The 17,151-nt window shown below is 59.5% G+C and carries 16 protein-coding genes; all 16 read right to left on the bottom strand.

The features are described from left to right. Window positions 1–23: 23 nt before the first annotated feature. Window positions 24–1,052 carry a tRNA pseudouridine(13) synthase TruD gene (truD, locus tag DW349_RS05740; protein WP_108126831.1) on the bottom strand — a complete coding sequence of 343 codons (1,029 nt, stop codon included), beginning with the start codon at window positions 1,050–1,052 and terminating at the stop codon, window positions 24–26. Next, complete coding sequence (ispF, locus tag DW349_RS05735; RefSeq protein WP_108126833.1) at window positions 1,049–1,534, bottom strand: 2-C-methyl-D-erythritol 2,4-cyclodiphosphate synthase; 486 nt, start codon at window positions 1,532–1,534, stop codon at window positions 1,049–1,051. The genes truD and ispF overlap by 4 nt, the downstream gene beginning before the upstream one ends. Continuing rightward, complete coding sequence (ispD, locus tag DW349_RS05730; protein ID WP_108126835.1) at window positions 1,531–2,214, bottom strand: 2-C-methyl-D-erythritol 4-phosphate cytidylyltransferase; 684 nt, start codon at window positions 2,212–2,214, stop codon at window positions 1,531–1,533. The genes ispF and ispD overlap by 4 nt, the downstream gene beginning before the upstream one ends. A 10-nt stretch (window positions 2,215–2,224) precedes the next feature. After that, entirely contained in the window at window positions 2,225–2,509 is a 285-nt protein-coding gene (gene ftsB, locus DW349_RS05725; protein ID WP_108126837.1) for a cell division protein FtsB, read from the bottom strand. 178 nt (window positions 2,510–2,687) lie between these two features. Then, the gene (gene eno, locus DW349_RS05720; RefSeq protein ID WP_108126839.1) at window positions 2,688–3,983 is read right to left on the bottom strand and encodes a phosphopyruvate hydratase; all 1,296 of its coding nucleotides are present in this window, start codon (window positions 3,981–3,983) and stop codon (window positions 2,688–2,690) included. 138 nt (window positions 3,984–4,121) lie between these two features. Then, complete coding sequence (locus DW349_RS05715) at window positions 4,122–5,744, bottom strand: CTP synthase (protein ID WP_108126841.1); 1,623 nt, start codon at window positions 5,742–5,744, stop codon at window positions 4,122–4,124. A gap of 178 nt (window positions 5,745–5,922) precedes the next feature. Then, window positions 5,923–7,233 (bottom strand): tRNA lysidine(34) synthetase TilS, encoded by a 1,311-nt coding sequence (tilS, locus tag DW349_RS05710; protein ID WP_108126843.1) that lies wholly within the window; start codon window positions 7,231–7,233, stop codon window positions 5,923–5,925. Between the two features lie 3 nt (window positions 7,234–7,236). Beyond that, the gene (locus DW349_RS05705; protein WP_108126845.1) at window positions 7,237–7,713 is read right to left on the bottom strand and encodes a GNAT family N-acetyltransferase; all 477 of its coding nucleotides are present in this window, start codon (window positions 7,711–7,713) and stop codon (window positions 7,237–7,239) included. A gap of 64 nt (window positions 7,714–7,777) precedes the next feature. Further along, window positions 7,778–8,734 (bottom strand): acetyl-CoA carboxylase carboxyl transferase subunit alpha, encoded by a 957-nt coding sequence (gene accA / locus DW349_RS05700; protein ID WP_108126847.1) that lies wholly within the window; start codon window positions 8,732–8,734, stop codon window positions 7,778–7,780. A 221-nt stretch (window positions 8,735–8,955) separates the two neighbouring features. Then, on the bottom strand, window positions 8,956–12,462 hold the full coding sequence (dnaE, locus tag DW349_RS05695; protein ID WP_108126849.1) for a DNA polymerase III subunit alpha: 3,507 nt from the start codon (window positions 12,460–12,462) through the stop codon (window positions 8,956–8,958). Between the two features lie 35 nt (window positions 12,463–12,497). After that, the gene (rnhB, locus tag DW349_RS05690) at window positions 12,498–13,112 is read right to left on the bottom strand and encodes a ribonuclease HII (protein ID WP_108126851.1); all 615 of its coding nucleotides are present in this window, start codon (window positions 13,110–13,112) and stop codon (window positions 12,498–12,500) included. Beyond that, window positions 13,109–14,278, bottom strand: coding sequence for a lipid-A-disaccharide synthase (lpxB, locus tag DW349_RS05685; RefSeq protein WP_108126853.1), 1,170 nt, complete (start codon window positions 14,276–14,278; stop codon window positions 13,109–13,111). The genes rnhB and lpxB overlap by 4 nt, the downstream gene beginning before the upstream one ends. Further along, a complete protein-coding gene (gene lpxA / locus DW349_RS05680) occupies window positions 14,278–15,048 on the bottom strand; it encodes an acyl-ACP--UDP-N-acetylglucosamine O-acyltransferase (protein WP_108126855.1) in 771 nt (256 codons plus the stop codon). Before lpxA ends, lpxB begins: the two co-directional genes overlap by 1 nt. Then, window positions 15,045–15,503, bottom strand: a complete 459-nt coding sequence (fabZ, locus tag DW349_RS05675) for a 3-hydroxyacyl-ACP dehydratase FabZ (protein WP_108126857.1) — start codon at window positions 15,501–15,503, stop codon at window positions 15,045–15,047. Before fabZ ends, lpxA begins: the two co-directional genes overlap by 4 nt. Beyond that, window positions 15,500–16,552, bottom strand: coding sequence for a UDP-3-O-(3-hydroxymyristoyl)glucosamine N-acyltransferase (lpxD, locus tag DW349_RS05670; protein WP_198650561.1), 1,053 nt, complete (start codon window positions 16,550–16,552; stop codon window positions 15,500–15,502). The genes fabZ and lpxD overlap by 4 nt, the downstream gene beginning before the upstream one ends. After that, the gene (locus DW349_RS05665; protein ID WP_157954434.1) at window positions 16,552–17,106 is read right to left on the bottom strand and encodes an OmpH/Skp family outer membrane protein; all 555 of its coding nucleotides are present in this window, start codon (window positions 17,104–17,106) and stop codon (window positions 16,552–16,554) included. Before DW349_RS05665 ends, lpxD begins: the two co-directional genes overlap by 1 nt. Window positions 17,107–17,151 lie beyond the last annotated feature (45 nt).

The raw sequence follows: 17,151 nt of genomic DNA, 5'->3' as shown, positions 1-17,151 counted from the left end.
GGCGCGCTCCATCGCTGTCGTGCTTATTCATCACTGTCGTCTTCGTTCAACGTCACCAGCTCGCGCAACGCCGTGGTGGCATAGCTGCCGGAGGGCAGGAAAAAGTGGAACACCGGATCGCCGTCCTGCCATTCCAGCCGACCGCGTTCGGCAAAGACGCGCAGCTTACGCAGACCGCGTTCGATACCGCGTTCAGTCAATCCATCGATCCAGAACGACTCGTCCGCCAAAGCCGCGGTTTCCCGTTCATCCAACGGCCCCAGGGATTCACGCACCCGACCCGGCATGCTGGCCGTAGGCGACAATTGCCCACTCTGGACGCGTTCAAGATCATGCGCGTCGGCCTGCAAACAGACGAAACCGCCCTGGCCTTCGCGGAACTGCAAATAGTCGCCCGGCAACCATTGGTTCCAGCTGCCATCGGCGACGCGCTGCGCCAGCAAGGTATTGAACAGATAGGAACGAACGGCCGACAAATGGATGCCGCGCTGTTCCCGGCGCAATTTGGTGTCGCCGTTAAACCAGCCGCGTGCGCGCTCAAGATTGGCACCGTTCTGACCAAACCGCTGCGGCCCGAAATAGTTGGGAAAGCCTTGTTCGACCAACACGGCCCAACGCTCAGCCAGCGCATCAGCATCGCCGTTGAAATCGCGCAGCCGAATACGGAAGTCATTGCCCACCAGTTGACCGGTTTTCAGTTTGCGGTGATGACGCTCCTGCTTGAGGATGCGCACGCCGTCAACCGCCAGCGTCTGTACCGGGTTGTCGCGACCGGGCAGGTGCAATGAAAACGTCTGAGTTGTCACAGCGTGGCGGTCTTTCAAACCCGCGTAGCTGACATCGCGCGGCGACAGATTCGCCCAGTTCGCCAGCTTGCGCGCCAGCCAGGCGGTGTTCTGGCCGGTCTTTTCGACCGTCAGCCACAGATGCTCGCCCTCGCCCGACGGCGTTTCCGGCAATACTTCGGTGACTTGAAAATCCGCTGCTTCGACCTTGAGTCGCGCCGTACCCAGCGATTCACCCCAGGCACGCGGCCACACCGGCAAACTCATTGAGCGGCCTCCAGCAGGCAGATCGCTTCGGCAGCGACGCCTTCTTTGCGACCGATAAAACCGAGTTTTTCCGTGGTCGTCGCTTTAACGTTGATGCGGCCCGGATCGACGTTCAACGTCTGGGCGATGCTGGTTCGGATCGCTGCTTTGAACTCGCCGACGCGCGGCGTCTGGGCGATCAACGTCACGTCCAGATTGACCAGTTGCCAGCCGCGTTGACGCACGGCGCTGTCGACGTCTTTCAACAAGGCGCGGCTGTCGGCACCGGCCCAGGTCGGGTCGGTATCGGGAAAATGCTCGCCGATGTCACCCAGACCGGCGGCGCCCAACATGGCATCGCAGATAGCGTGCAGCAGCACATCGCCGTCCGAATGCGCCAGCAGCGCGTGTGGCGCCGGCACATCGACACCGCCTAGACGAATGGTGGTCGGCTCGGATTGCTCATCGAAACGGTGGACGTCCACCCCCTGCCCCACTCTCATGGCAAACGCCCCTGTTGTTGCAAATAGAATTCGACCAGCGCGAGGTCCTCGGCGCGGGTCAGTTTGATGTTGTCGGCGGCGCCTTCAACCAGATCGACCGGGCAACCCAGACGCTCCATCGCAGACGCTTCATCGGTGATGGATTCACCCGTGTTCAGGGCATCGCGCAAGGCGTCGCGCAGCATCAAGACCGGGAAACACTGCGGCGTCATGGCGGCCCAGAGTTGGCGCCGGTCGAGACTGGTCAGTTCGCCATCGACCTGACGTTTGATGGTGTCGGTCAGCGGCCGCGCCAATAAGGCGCCACGGCCGGTCTGTTGGCAGTGGTGCCAGAGCCGGGCGATATCGTCGGCGCGGATACAAGGCCGGGCGATGTCGTGCACCATCACCCAGTCGTCCGGCCCGGCGTCCAACGCATCCAGCCCGGCCAGTACCGAGTCGGCGCGTTCAGCGCCGCCGGTTACCGATTCCAACTTGGGGTAGTTCGATATCAACGACTGACCGACGGCATCGTCTTCGCGCAGAATCAGCAAACGCCGGCCGTCAATCGCAACGCCCCGCCACAGATCCAGCGTCCATTCGGCGAGCCGTTTTCCGGCGACAGGGCAATATTGTTTGGGAGTGTTCTGGCCAAAGCGTTGGCCAATGCCGGCGGCCGGCAACAGCAGATGGAGCGTCATAAGCGAGGCGTCACTGATCGGCCTCGTCGGCGGGAATCACGTAAAAGGTTTCACCCGGTTTGACCAGACCCAGGTTGTTGCGCGCCAGTTCTTCGACCGCATCGAGACCGGATTTCAAATCATCCACGCGCGCTTCGAGCACGACGTTGCGGCTTTGCTGACGGTCGATTTCAACCTGGCGAGCGGCAATTTCGGCATCCAGACGGTGCACTTCGGGCCAGGAATTTTCCCCCAGCCAAAGTCGGTATTGCAGCAATACCAGCAAGAACACCAATCCGAGTTGCAGCCAACGCATAAGGCTCAATCCACCGTCCAAAAAACTGCGGCCATTCTGACCGAAAACGCCGTGCCACGCCACGCCAGCACGGTTTCGGCAGATGACTCGCTTCAAACAACCATTTAAACGACCATTTAAACGACTATTAAAACAACAACGGGGGCCTGAGCCCCCGTTTTTACGTCAGCGCAGAATCTCAGCCCTGACCTTTGATTTCCTTCAGGCCGTTGTACACCGCCTTGCTGCCCAGCGCTTCTTCGATGCGCAGCAGTTGGTTGTACTTGGCAACGCGGTCGGAACGGCACAGCGAGCCGGTTTTGATCTGGCCGGCAGCGGTACCGACGGCGAGGTCGGCAATGGTCGCGTCTTCGGTTTCACCGGAGCGGTGTGAAATCACAGCGGTGTAGCCGGCGTCTTTCGCCATCTTGATCGCCGCCAGTGTTTCGGTCAGCGAACCGATCTGGTTGAACTTGATCAGGATGGAGTTGGCGATGCCTTTGTCGATGCCTTCTTTGAGGATCTTGGTGTTGGTCACGAACAGGTCGTCACCCACCAGCTGGATTTTGTTGCCCAGCTTTTTAGTCATATAGGCAAAGCCGTCCCAGTCGCTTTCGTCCAGGCCGTCTTCGATGGAGACGATGGGGTACTGTTCGGTCAGTTCAGCCAGGTAATCGGTGAAGCCGTTGGAGTCGAAGACTTTGCCTTCGCCTTTGAGGTTGTACTGGCCGTTGTCGTGGAATTCAGACGCGGCGCAGTCCATCGCCAAAGTAATGTCGGTGCCCAGCTTGTAACCGGCCGCAGCAACCGCTTCTTCAATGGCCGCCAGCGCAGCAGCGTTGCTTTCCAGGTTCGGTGCAAAACCGCCTTCGTCACCAACGGCGGTGTTCAGGCCTTTGGCGCTGAGCACTTTTTTCAGTGCGTGGAAGATTTCCGCGCCGATGCGCAACGCTTCTTTAAAGGACTTGGCGCCGACCGGCTGGATCATGAATTCCTGGATGTCGACGTTGTTGTCGGCGTGCTCGCCACCGTTGAGGATGTTCATCATCGGCACTGGCAGGCTGTATTGGCCGGATGTGCCGTTCAGGTCGGCGATGTGTTCGTACAGTGCCACGCCTTTGTCGGCAGCAGCGGCTTTAGCGGCGGCCAGTGACACAGCCAGAATGGCGTTGGCGCCGAAGTTGGATTTGTTCTCGGTGCCGTCCAGATCGATCATCACTTTGTCCAGACCGGCCTGGTCCAGCGCATCAAAGCCCAGCAACGCATCACGGATCGGGCCGTTGACGGCAGCGACGGCTTTCAACACGCCCTTGCCCAGGTAGCGGCTCTTGTCGCCATCACGCAGTTCCAGCGCTTCGCGCGAACCGGTGGAGGCACCCGACGGCGCGCAGGCGCGGCCGATCAAACCGGATTCCAGAATGACGTCGGCTTCAACAGTAGGGTTACCACGGGAATCGAGTACTTCCCGTCCTTTGATATCAACGATCTTGGCCATCTGTGACTCTCCTGAGCGTAACGGAGCCGGAGCGCGGCTCGGTTCCAAGAACGGGCGCTGTACGCCCTGAAATGTAATTTTGTTACAAAAATTCGACGGCCGGATTATAGGCCCTTAGCCGTCGAATACCAGCCCCGCCTAACCGCGTTTGGCGCGTACCGCACCGATGAAACCACTGAACAAACCGTGGCCGTCACGCGGTGTGGAGGTGAATTCGGGGTGGAATTGGCAGGCCACGTACCAGGGGTGATCGGGAATCTCGATGATCTCGACCAGGGCGCCGTCAACCGAACGGCCGGCGATGCGCAGACCGGCTTTTTGTAAGTCTTCTACATAATGGTTGTTAACTTCATAGCGGTGGCGGTGGCGCTCGACGATGCGATCTTTGCCGTAGCACTGACGCGAAATCGAATCGTCCGACAGTTGGCATTCCTGACCACCCAGGCGCATGGTGCCGCCCAGATCGGCGCCTTCTTCGCGCTCAACTTTCTTGCCGTCGGCTTCGATCCATTCAGTCACCAGACCGACCACCGGATGGCGCGACTGGCGATCGAATTCAGTCGAATGCGCGCCTTCAAAGCCGGCCACGTTACGCGCGTATTCAATAACGGCAACCTGCATGCCCAGGCAAATGCCCAGATAGGGAATCTGGTTTTCGCGGGCGTAACGCGCAGCGGCGATCTTGCCTTCCACACCTCGATAGCCAAAACCGCCCGGCACCAGAATGCCCTGCACATCGGACAGCACGTCGGTGCCGTCTTTTTCGATGTCTTCGGAGTCGATGTAGCGAATGTTGACCTTGGTGCGCGAGCGGATGCCGGCGTGGTCGATGGCTTCGATCAACGACTTATAAGCGTCGAGCAATTCCATGTATTTACCGACCATGGCGATGGTGACTTCGCCGTCCGGGTTCAGCTTGCGGTCGGTCACGTCTTCCCAGTCAGACAGGTCCGGTTCGCCACATTCCAGCGCGAATTTCTCGACCACGATGTTGTCGAGGCCGGCTTTGTGCAGCATGCCCGGGATTCGGTAAATAGAATCGGCGTCCGGCAGCGGCACCACGGCGCGTTCTTCAACGTTGGTGAACAGCGCGATCTTGCGCAATTCGGCTTTGCCAATCGGCTGTTCGGAACGGCACACCAGGATGTCCGGCTGCAGACCGATGGTGCGCAGCTCTTTAACGGAGTGTTGCGTTGGTTTGGTTTTCACTTCGCCGGCGGTGGCGATGTACGGCACCAGCGTCAGGTGCATCGACAGCGCGCGGCGGCTGCCCAGTTCGACCTTGAGCTGACGCACGGCTTCGAGAAACGGCAAGGATTCGATGTCACCGACTGTGCCGCCCACTTCCACCAGCGCCACATCGGCATCGCCGGCGCCTTCGATGACACGGCGTTTGATTTCGTCAGTGATGTGCGGAATGACTTGCACAGTGCCGCCCAGATAATCGCCACGGCGCTCTTTGCGCAGTACATCCTGATAAATACGGCCGGTGGTGAAGTTGTTGCGGCGGGTCATGGTCGTGCGCACAAAGCGCTCGTAGTGACCGAGGTCAAGATCGGTTTCAGCGCCGTCTTCGGTAACGAAGACTTCGCCGTGCTGGAAGGGACTCATGGTGCCTGGATCGACGTTGATGTAGGGATCCAGTTTGAGCAGGGTCACCTTGAGCCCTCGGGCCTCCAGAATGGCGGCCAAGGAGGCCGATGCAATGCCCTTACCCAAGGAGGACACCACACCGCCGGTGACAAAGATATAACGCGTCATAGAAGAGATCCCATCTGAAAACAGCCGAATGTCAGACCCAAATCGTCTTAAACGCACAAAAACGCACGCTGACCGGACCGCGGGTCAGGGCGCGACGTCGAAGGTTTGATTGGGCAACTCAAGATGGGAGGCCAGACTAACAAAAAGGCTTTTCGCGCTCAATTAGAAAGTGGTGTGTTCAGCGGGAAATTTGTGGATACCAGTGCAGTGTCCAGCCAGGTTCGCCTTCTTCTGCCAGCCAGTCACGGTCGATGGCGTAGCCGGCCAATGCAACCAGTTCATCGCCGCACAACAGCAACGGCAGCCGATCGCGTAACCAGGGCGAAAGCCGGTATTCCTGCAGCAGCCGTTTCAGATCGCGCCGTTGGCTGCGACCGGCCGGCCACAAACTTTCTCCGCCTGTGCGCAACGCCCAACGCAGTGGCTGGTCAGTCACGCGCAATCGACCTGCGCCTTGCTCCGATCGTACGACGGTCAAACGCCCGACGCCGGGCCAATGCAGTTCGCCTTCAACAAAGTCGGGAGCCGGTTCGGGGTCGACTGGATCGGGCACCCAATACAGTGCTGTTTTGAAACGTCGCACTGAGCCGCCGCCAAAATCGACCTGGGGTTGGGCGTCCGGGCGAGCGCGCACCACTTCGTTCAGCAGCCGCTGCAACACAACGGACGATGGCAACGGCGCCTGTTGCCGCACCAGCCAGTGATGCAGCAGCGCCAGGATGTCGGCATCCGACCAGTCGTCAAAAGCGACGGCTTTGAGTGCGCCGTCGGCGGCCAGGCGGTGTTCCAGTTCAACGTCCAGATCGACGCGCAATTGCGAGTGTGCCTGCTGCAAATGCTGCAAAGAGCGGTTCAGCGTCTGGCGATAGCCCGGCCAGCGCTGTTCGACCAACGGCAACACTTGCTGGCGCAAATAATTGCGATCGAACTGAACGTCCGCGTTGCTCGGGTCTTCAATCCAATTCAGGGCGTGTTGTTCAGCGTGGGATTCCAACACAGAGCGCGGTAATTCCAGCCAGGGGCGTACCAACTGATAGTCGGCCTGAGCCCGCAACGGTGCCATGGCCGCAAGGCCGGTCAGTCCACTGCCGCGCAGCAAGCGCAGCACGAAGGTTTCCAGTTGATCGTCCAGATGATGCGCCAGCCAGAGCGTGCCGCCGCCGGCCAATTCCGCATCGAATAAACGGTAGCGTTCGGCTCGGGCGGCGGCTTCCAAACCCTGGGTTTGGACGTTTACTTGCGCGTGTCGGATCGTCAATGCGCAGCCGAGTCGGTCGCACAATTGTTGGCAATGTTCGGCCCAGGCATCAGCCTGGTCACTCAAGCCGTGATGAATATGAATTGCCCGCACCTGATCGCTGCCCAACCGTGCGCACATTACGTGCAATAACACCGTGGAATCCAGACCGCCGCTGAGCGCCACCCAATGCGGCGGCGCGGTTTGGGCGATCCAGTGATCGAGAGCGTCGTACAAATCAGAACGGGGCATGGTTCAGGCAGATGGCGGCAGCGGCCAGTAATAACGCAGCTTTTCCCGATCACCACGACGCCACAATTCCGACCAGCGCGGCACTTTGACTTGCTCAATCAAGCGCGCGCCGAGCCGTTCGCAGGTGCGAATGGAGGCAATGTTGTCGGGGTTGCAGGTGATCCAGAGTGCGCTCATGCCGTGGTCGCGCGCGACTGGAGCGATCAGTCGGCAGGCTTCGGCAGCATAGCCGTGGCCGCGAAACGGTGGTTCGATGCCATAGCCCAATTGGCCGGCGTAGGTAATCAAGGCGTCGTCCTGGCCGATGCGCAAATCGATTTGGCCGACCAGGGTGCCGTCGTGCAGAACGATGTCGAACAGATAAGCCGGTACGCCTTCGAGTGCCCGCGCACCTTCAAGGTAGCGGTTCAGCAGCAGCGCCAATTCCTCACCCACGATGGGTTCGTAACGGCGAAAGGGGAAAGCGTGGGCGGCGGTCATAGTGGGTCCAAAGACAGCAGACTATGGCAAGCATAGCCCCAAAAGACCGCCGGTTTCGAGCGCTTTACTGCTCGATAGCACCAAAACTCATCAGACGCTGATAACGCGACTCGAGCAGTTGATCAATCGGTCGGCCAGACAAATCGTCCAGTTGAACAAGCAGATTGTTTTTCAGCGCTTCAGCCATGGCAGTCGGGTTGCGATGCGCACCACCGAGCGGTTCTTTCACCACGGTATCGACCAGGCCCAGCTCGTTCAGACGCGGCGCGGTAATACCCATGGCTTCGGCGGCATCGGAGGCACGCTCAGCCGTTTTCCACAGAATGGACGCGCAGCCTTCCGGCGAGATCACTGAATAAGTGCTGTATTGCAGCATGTTCAGATGGTCGCAAACGCCAATCGCCAGCGCGCCACCGGAACCGCCTTCACCAATCACCGTGGCGATGATCGGCGTGCGCAGCGACGACAGTTTGAGCAGGTTAAAGGCGATGGCCTCACTCTGGCCGCGCTCTTCCGCACCGATGCCCGGATAGGCTCCTGGCGTGTCGATAAAGGTCACCACCGGCATTTGGAAACGCTCGGCCATCTGCGCCAGACGCAGCGCCTTACGGTAGCCTTCCGGTTTCGGCATGCCGAAGTTGCGACGCACTTTCTCTTTCACGTCACGACCTTTCTGATGGCCGATCACCATCACCGGGCGGTTATCCAAACGGGCTATGCCACCGACAATGGCTGCGTCGTCGGCGTAATGCCGATCGCCATGCAGCTCTTCGAAATCAGTGAAGATCGCCTTCAGGTAATCATGGGTGTATGGACGCTTGGGATGACGCGCCAATTGCGACACCTGCCAGGCGCTGAGGTTGGAGAAAATCTGTTCGGTCAGTTTGACTGACTGGGCATTGAGCTTATCGATTTCCGCCGAGATGTTGAGGTCGTTGCGGTTACCCACTAAACGCAGCTCTTCAATCTTGGCGATGAGGTCCGCTATGGGTTGCTCAAATTCCAAATAATCTGGATTCATACCGGTTCCTTGTGAGCCGATGCCGAAATTTATGGCGGCCCAGACTAAAAGCCCGCCTTACATTGAACAAGAGCATCAATACTTATTGAGCTTTGAGCAAATGGAAATAATAGCGGCGCTATTGCGCCGCCGCTGGACGCTTAACGGGAGACGCATAACGCTGTGTTAGCTTTTTAGCGTCTCCCGTTTCCCGGCGCGAAGCGCCAAAGCGTCTCCCGTCACTAATCCTGATACCTAAATTGATAAGCGCTGTCGCTGAACGTCTGGCGCAGCCGGTGCAGCGTCTCGTCTTCCAAAGGTATACGGTGTTGCTCACCCAATCGGACTTGCCCGGATGCCGCGCCGGAACGGTAATTCACCCAGACCGGCGTGCCCTGCCCTTCGTCAAGATCGACGCGAATCAGAGCTTTCAGTCGGTTGAGGAAATCCGCCGCGTCGCGTTCGCTGACGGTGAATTCAATGCCGCGAATCAGTTCCTGGCGTGCCTGGGTCAGGCTGTAGAGTTTTTGTGCCCGCACCCGCGCGCGTTCAGCGTAGTCGTCCCAGCCGACTTCCGCTTCCACGATGATGACTTCATCCGGCTCCAGCAGTTCGCGGTAGCGTTGGTAATCGTCACCAAAGAGTGTCATTTCAACGCGGCCGGTGCGGTCGTCCAGTGTCACAATCGCCATGGTGTCACCGCGTTGTGTCTGGCGCGTGCGCACACCGAGCACCAGACCAGCGAGGGTTTTGGTGCTCTTGCGCATGCGGCGCAACTCATCCGGCGAGACGTTCAGTTCGCCCAGACGCATCGACGCTATGCGGTTCACTTCGGCTTCGTATTCGTCGATCGGGTGACCGGTCAAATACAGACCGAGCGTTTCTTTTTCGCCCGCCAGCCGTTGTTTGATAGCGTGTTCGAGCACATCTTTGAACGGTTCGTACGGATCGCTCTGCACTTCGGCCTGAATTTCGCCAAACAAATCGACCATGCCAGCGGCTTCGTTGTTGGCCGCCTGTTCGGCGGTGCGCACGGCGTCTTCCATCGCCGCCAGCATAATGGCGCGGTGCGGCGCTAAATTGTCGAGCGCGCCGGCTTTGATCAGCGCTTCGATGCAGCGCTTGTTGACCTTGCGGCTGTCAACGCGCTGACAGAAATCGAACAAATCGGTGAACGGGCCTTCCTGGCGTGCTTTGACAATGGCCTCGACCGGGCCTTCGCCAACGCCTTTGATGGCGCCGAGGCCGTAGATGATCTGATCGTCGTCGTTGACGGTGAACATGTACTCACCGGCGTTGACGTCCGGCGGCAACACATCGATGCCCAACTGGCGGCAATCTTCGATGAAGATCACCACCTTGTCGGTGTTGTCCAATTCCGACGACATCGTTGCCGCCATAAAGGCAGCCGGATAATGCGCCTTCAGCCACAGCGTCTGGTACGACACCAAAGCATAAGCCGCCGAGTGCGATTTGTTGAAACCGTAACCGGCGAATTTTTCCACCAGGTCAAAAATCTTGGTCGCCAATTCCGCATCGACGCCCTTGGCCGCCGCACCTTGCGCAAAGACTTCGCGCTGCTTGGCCATTTCTTCGGGTTTCTTTTTACCCATGGCACGCCGCAGCAAGTCGGCGCCGCCGAGTGTGTAGCCGGCCAGCACCTGGGCAATCTGCATCACCTGTTCCTGATACAGAATGATGCCGTAGGTCGGTGCCAGAATGTCTTTCAGCCATTCGTGCTGATATTGCGAATCCGGGTAGGAGACGACTTCGCGACCGTGTTTGCGGTTGATGAAGTTGTCCACCATGCCCGACTGCAACGGGCCGGGGCGGAACAAGGCCACCAGGGCGATCATGTCGTCCAGACAGTCCGGTTGCAGGCGGCGGATCAGGTCTTTCATACCGCGTGATTCGAGCTGGAACACCGCCGTGGTTTTGGCCTGCTTGAGCAGGTCGAACGAGGCTTCGTCGGCCAACGGAATGGTGTTGATGTCGATCGGTTCCTGGCCGTCGGCGATCAGGCGCGGGTTAATAATTTTCAGCGCCCAGTCGATGATTGTCAGCGTGCGCAGACCCAGGAAGTCGAACTTCACCAGACCGGCTTCTTCGACGTCGTTTTTGTCGTATTGGGTGACCAGACCAGTGCCGTCCGGTTCACACAGCAGCGGCGAGAAATCGGTCAGTTTGGTCGGCGCGATCACCACACCGCCGGCGTGCTTGCCGGTCTGGCGGGTAATGCCTTCGAGCTTGAGTGCCATTTCCCAGATTTCGGCGGCTTCTTCGTCCTGCTCAATAAACTCCTTCAATTCCGCGACTTCATCGAGCGCCTTTTGCAGCGTCATGCCCGGATCGCCGGGAATCATTTTCGAGATGCGGTCGGCCAGGCCATAAGCCTTCCCCTGCACCCGGGCGACATCGCGCACCACCGCCTTCGCCGCCATGGTGCCGAAGGTGACGATCTGCGACACCGCCTGGCGGCCGTAACGGTCGGCCACGTACTGAATCACGCGGTCGCGTTTTTCCATGCAGAAGTCGACGTCGAAGTCGGGCATCGACACCCGCTCCGGGTTCAGGAAACGTTCGAACAGCAGGTCGTATTCGATCGGGTCCAGGTCGGTGATGTCGAGCGAATAGGCGACCAGTGAACCGGCACCCGAGCCCCGGCCCGGACCAACGGGAATGTCGTGTTCCTTGGCCCAGCGGATAAAGTCCATCACGATCAGGAAGTAACCGGGGAAACCCATGTCCAGAATGATCTTCAGCTCGAAATCGAGCCGGTCGACGTATTCTTTTTTGCGCGCCTCAAGGTCGGCCGTGCCTTCCGGCAGAATGGTTTTCAGGCGGTTTTCCAGGCCATCGAAACTCAACTGACGGAAGTATTCGGCCATCGTCATGCCGGCGGGAATCGGGTATTCCGGCAGGAAGTATTCGCCCAGCTTGATGGTGGTCGAGCAGCGCTCGGCGATGTGCACCGAGTTCTCGATGGCCTCGGGAATGTCTTTGAACAGCTCGGCCATCTGCGCCGGACTCTTCAAATATTGTTGATCGGAATAGCGGCGCAGGCGTTTCGGGTCGTCCAACACGACGCCATCGTTGATGCTGACGCGGGCTTCGTGGGCGTCGAAGTCGTCCTGGGTTAAGAACATCACATCGTTGGTGGCGACCACCGGAATGCCCAGTTCGCGCGCCACCAGCAAAGCGCCCTGCACCAGAGTTTCGTCCTGATCGCGGCTGGTGCGCTGCAATTCCAAGTAATAACGATCACCGAACGTCGCTTTCCAACGTGCTGCCAGTTCGCGGGCGTAGTCGGTTTTGCCGCGACTCAGCGCATCGCCAACGTCGCCGTGCCGGGCGCCGCTGAGCAACACCAGACCGGCGTTTTTCGCCTCCAGCCAGTCGACTTTGATTAAGGCTTTGTCGTGGCGTTGGTTGAGCTGGTAGCCGTCGGAAATCAGTTCGGTCAAGTTACGATAGCCGTCGGGGTTGATCGACAGCGCCGTCATCAGGAACGGCGCGGCATCGTCGGCCGGGTTTTCGATCCACAGATCAGCGCCCAGAATCGGCTTGACGCCTGAACCCATGGCCGCGCCGTAAAATTTCACCAGACCAAAAAAGTTGCCGATGTCAGTGATGGCGACCGCGCCCATGCCAGCACTGGCCGTTGCCTTGACCAGCCCTTTGGGCCGGATCAGGCCGTCGAGCAGCGAATAGTCGGTGTGTACGCGCAGGTGAACGAATTGCGGAGCCACGGAATTCTCCAATCTTGACGATGTAAAGGTGACGATCAGTTGTCGGCGGCGCGCGCCAGCGCCAGACGGACCGGGGCGTAACTGCGTCGATGTTGGTCAGTAACGCCGTGTTCGGCCAAGGCCGCCAGATGTTCGGCGGTCGGGTAGCCCTTATGACGGGCAAAACCATACTGGGGAAAGCGACGGTCCAGTTCAACCAGTTCCTGGTCGCGCTGCACTTTAGCCAGAATCGACGCCGCGCCGATGGCTGCAACTTTGCCATCGCCGCCAACGATGGCCTCGGCCGGGCACGGCAAACCCTTGGGCAGCTTGTTGCCGTCGATCTGGCAGAAATCCGGCTGGGGCGTCAAACCGGCCACCGCGCGTTTCATCGCCAGCAGGCTGGCCTGCAAAATATTCAGGGTGTCGATTTCAGCAACGCTGGCGCGAGCAACACACCAGGCCAAAGCCCGTTCGCGAATCTGTTCGGCCAAGGCTTCGCGCCGTTTGGCGCTGAGTTTTTTGGAATCGGCCAGGCCGGCAATCGGACGATTCGGATCGAGGATAACGGCCGCCGCGACGACATCGCCAGCCAACGGCCCCCGGCCAACTTCATCAACACCAGCGACCAAGGCGGCGCCTTGCTCAAACTCGAACCCGCCTTGCGTCATGGCGCCTTAACGCCGGCCACCGCCAATACTGCTTCGGCCGCGCGTTCATCGGCGTTGCGCGCCAGTTGGCGATGCAAAAAGGTGGCGCGTTGTTCGAACTGATTGCGGTATTCGGTGTTGTCGAGAATCTCGATCAGATCGTCACACAGACGCTCCACGGTGGCGTCGTACTGCAACCGCTCTGGCACCCAATCCGCTTGCGCCAGCACATTCGGCAATGACGCCCAGCGGCTGGTTGCCAGCGCTTTGACGATCTGATGCGTAATCGCATTCAGCCGGTACGCCACGACCATGGGGCGTTTCAGCAACATGGCTTCCAACGCTGCCGTGCCCGACGCCAAAAGAACGCCGTCGGCCGCCGCCATTACGGTGTCGGACTGACCGGAAATCAGGTCGATATGCAGGCCGTTGCCGTGGCGCAATACGGCGGCTTCAATCTGTTCGCGACGATGTTCATTGGCCGCCGGAATTAATACCCGGACAGCGCCCGTACGATGTTGCAATTCAGTCGCCGCCTGCAAAAACAGCGGCGCCAGCCGGCTGACTTCCGAACCGCGACTGCCCGGTAATACCGCCAGACAGCGCTCGTCGTCGGGAATGCCCAGCGTACGACGGGCAGCGGCTTTATCGGGCTCCAACGGCAGGCTGTCGGCCAAGGTATGACCAACGAAAGTGACCGGCACGTCATGCTCGCGGTAGAAATCGGCTTCGAACGGCAACAGCGTCAGAATGTGATCGACGGCAGCGCGGATTTTTTTCACCCGCCCCTGGCGCCAGGCCCAGACCGAGGGCGACACATAATGCACGGTGCGAATGCCGGCCTCGCGCAGTTGTTTCTCCAGGCCGAGATTGAAATCGGGCGCATCGATGCCGACAAAAACGTCCGGCTTCCAGTGCAGGCACCAGTCGCGATAGCGCGCCCGGATACGGAACAATTCACGCAGCCGCCCCAACACTTCGGTCAAACCCATCACCGACAGGCGCTCCATCGGCACACGACTGACCAGGCCCTCAGCGATCATGCGCGGACCGCCGATGCCGGCGAATTCAATGTTGGGGTGTTGGCGACGCAGTGCTTTCATCAGACCGGCGCCGAGGATATCGCCGCTGGTCTCGCCGGCCAGCAACGCGACGCGCAGCTTGGGCGGCTTGGCTACAGGGCTCATCAACGCAGAATGCCTCGACTGGCCGTGGCGATGCTGTCGATAAAAGGCTGGACTTCCGGGTGGTCGGCGGCCTGGGTTTCCAGCTCCGCCAAGGCGTCTTTGACGGTGCGGCCTTCGCGATAAACGGTTTTATAGGCACGTCGCAACGCACTGATGGCGTCAGCGCTGAAACCACGCCGGCGCAAGCCTTCCAGATTCATGCCATGCGGTGCCGCCGGGTTGCCCTGCACCATCAAATAAGCCGGCACGTCTTTAACCAGCGTCGTGCCCGCGCCCAAAAAGGCGTGCGCGCCGATGCGACAAAACTGATGGATGCCACAGTTGCCGCCCAAAATGGCGTGGTCGCCAATGTGCACATGGCCGGCCAGCTGGGTGCCGTTGGCAATGATAACGTCGTCGCCCATCACCACATCGTGTGCGACATGGCTGTAGGCCATCAGCAGGCAGCCGTTGCCAACCCGGGTTTCGCCCTGGTCCTGAATGGTGCCGCGATGCAAGGTAACGCCTTCACGAATGGTGTTGTTGTCGCCAATGATCAGGCGCGTGGGTTCGCCTTTGTATTTCAGATCCTGGCAAGCTTCGCCGACGCTGGCGAACTGGAAAATACGGTTGCCACGGCCAATGACCGTCGGCCCCTGAACGACCACGTGCGGGCCAATCCAGGTATCGGCGCCAATCTCAACGTTGGCACCGATGATGGAATATGGACCGACCTCAACGCCTTCAGCCAGGCGCGCGGTCGGATCGACCAAAGCGGTTGGATGTATCACGAACCCTGCTTCCGTTCAGCACAGACAATATCGGCCGTGGCCGCCAGCTGGCCGTCCACTTCAGCGCGGCACTCAAAACGGAAAATGCCACGGCGTTCTGACACCAGTTTGGAAAACAGTTCCAGCCGATCGCCCGGTACCACCTGACGTTTGAATTTGACGTTATCCAGGCCCGCAAACAGATACAGATAGCCATCGGCCGGGCGGTTGCCACTGGTGGCAAAGCCCAGAATAGCCGACAACTGCGCCAGCGCTTCGCAGATCATCACGCCAGGAAAAATCGCCTGTCCGGGAAAATGGCCGTTAAAGACTTCTTCATTGCCGGAGACGTTTTTGTAGCCCTGGATGCTGTCGCCCGCAGCCAGATCGGTCACCCGATCGACCAGCAAAAACGGATAACGATGCGGCAAATAGGTTTTGATGGCTTCATGATCCAGGGGTAACGACAGGGTCATTCGGAATCCTCTTCACGATTGGCTGACGCCAACTTCTTTTCCAATTGTTTTAAACGTTCGTCAAATTTATCCAGTTTCTGCAACCGGGACACCGTCCGCCGCCATTCCAGATTGGGCTGCAACGGCCAGCCGGAAGAATACACGCCCGGCTCGGTCGGCGCTTTGGTCACCATCGTCTGGCCGGTGAAATGCGTGCCCGGCAACACCTTGATGTGGCCGTTGACGCCGGTCTGGCCGCCAATGGTACAACCCGCACCTACCTCGGTGCTGCCAGCCACGCCGGACTGACTGACCATCGCCACGCCCTGGCCGAGGTGAACGTTATGGCCAATCTGCACCAGGTTGTCGATGATGACGTCGTCGTCGATGCGGGTGTCGTCGATGGCACCGCGATCGACCGTGCAGTTGGAGCCGATATCGACGCGATTGCCGATCACTACCGACCCCAGTTGTGCGATCCGCTCCCAGCCAGGCGCCGCCGGCGCAAAGCCAAAGCCGTCGCCACCAAGCACCGCGCCGGAATGAATGCGGCAATCGGTGCCTAAGGTCACGCCGTAATGCACGGTGACATTAGCCATCAAACGCGTGCGTTCGCCGATCACCACACCTTCGCCGAGATAGCAGCCAGCACCGATCACCACGCCCGCTGAAATCCGGCAACCCGCTTCCACCACAGCACGCGCACCGATACTGACGCCTTCGCCCAAAGTCACGTCGTCAGCCACCACAGCACTGGGGTGCACACCCGCGTAAGGCGCCGGCTCGTGGCTGAATTCACGCGAGGCGCGGGCGTAGGCGCGGTAAGGGTCAGGCACCACCAATAATGCGGCGGTCGCTGGCGCATCGGATACAGCGTCTTCTTTAAGCAGAATCGCTGTGGCCGAGCAGTCGGTTAACTGACGCTTGTATTTGACTGACGATAAAAACGTCAGTTGACCGGCAACCGCCTTATCCAGCGGCGCCGGCTGTTGCAACGGCTGATCCCATTGGCTTTCATCGCCCGCCAGGCGAGCGTTCAGTAATTCAGCCAGGGTTCGTGCCGTCTGCATCAATTAGCGCCACCTTGCTGTGCAACCAGGCTGTTGAATTCGTTCAACACCGCTTCGGTGATGTCGAGCGAGTTGCGATGATAAATCACCGCGCCTTTGTCAAAGATGATGTCGAACTGTTCACCGGCCACGTTTTCCACGGCCTGCGCCAGAATCGGCTGATACTGACGAATAAAGGCGTTGCGCCGCTCGGCCTGCACTTGCTGTAACTGACGCACCAGTTGCTCGCGTTCGCGCAGGCGGCTTTGCAGATCGGATTGCAGTCGTGCCCGTTCTTCATCGGTCATGATGTCGGCGTCGGTACGCGCCTGGCTTTGCAATTGGCGGATGGACTGCTCCAGTGTCTGCACCTGTTGTTCTTCGCGGGCAAACTCCTGCTTCAATGCGTTGCTGGCTTGTTGTGCCACCTGGCTGTTAAACAGCACGTAATCCTGATCCAGCAGGGCGAGATCTTCAGCCTGAGCGGTCGCTGACAACAGCGCCAGGGAACTCATGACCACCAGCAGCAGTGGGCGAATGCTTCGATGTGATGCCTTGAATGGATGAAATTTCACAGCGACTCCCGTTTTTTCCGGTGAATGTGGGTCGTTCAAGTCGGG

This window comes from Saccharospirillum mangrovi, assembly GCF_003367315.1.
Lineage (GTDB): Bacteria > Pseudomonadota > Gammaproteobacteria > Pseudomonadales > Natronospirillaceae > Saccharospirillum > Saccharospirillum mangrovi.
This window is presented reverse-complemented; position numbering and strand designations above follow the sequence as displayed.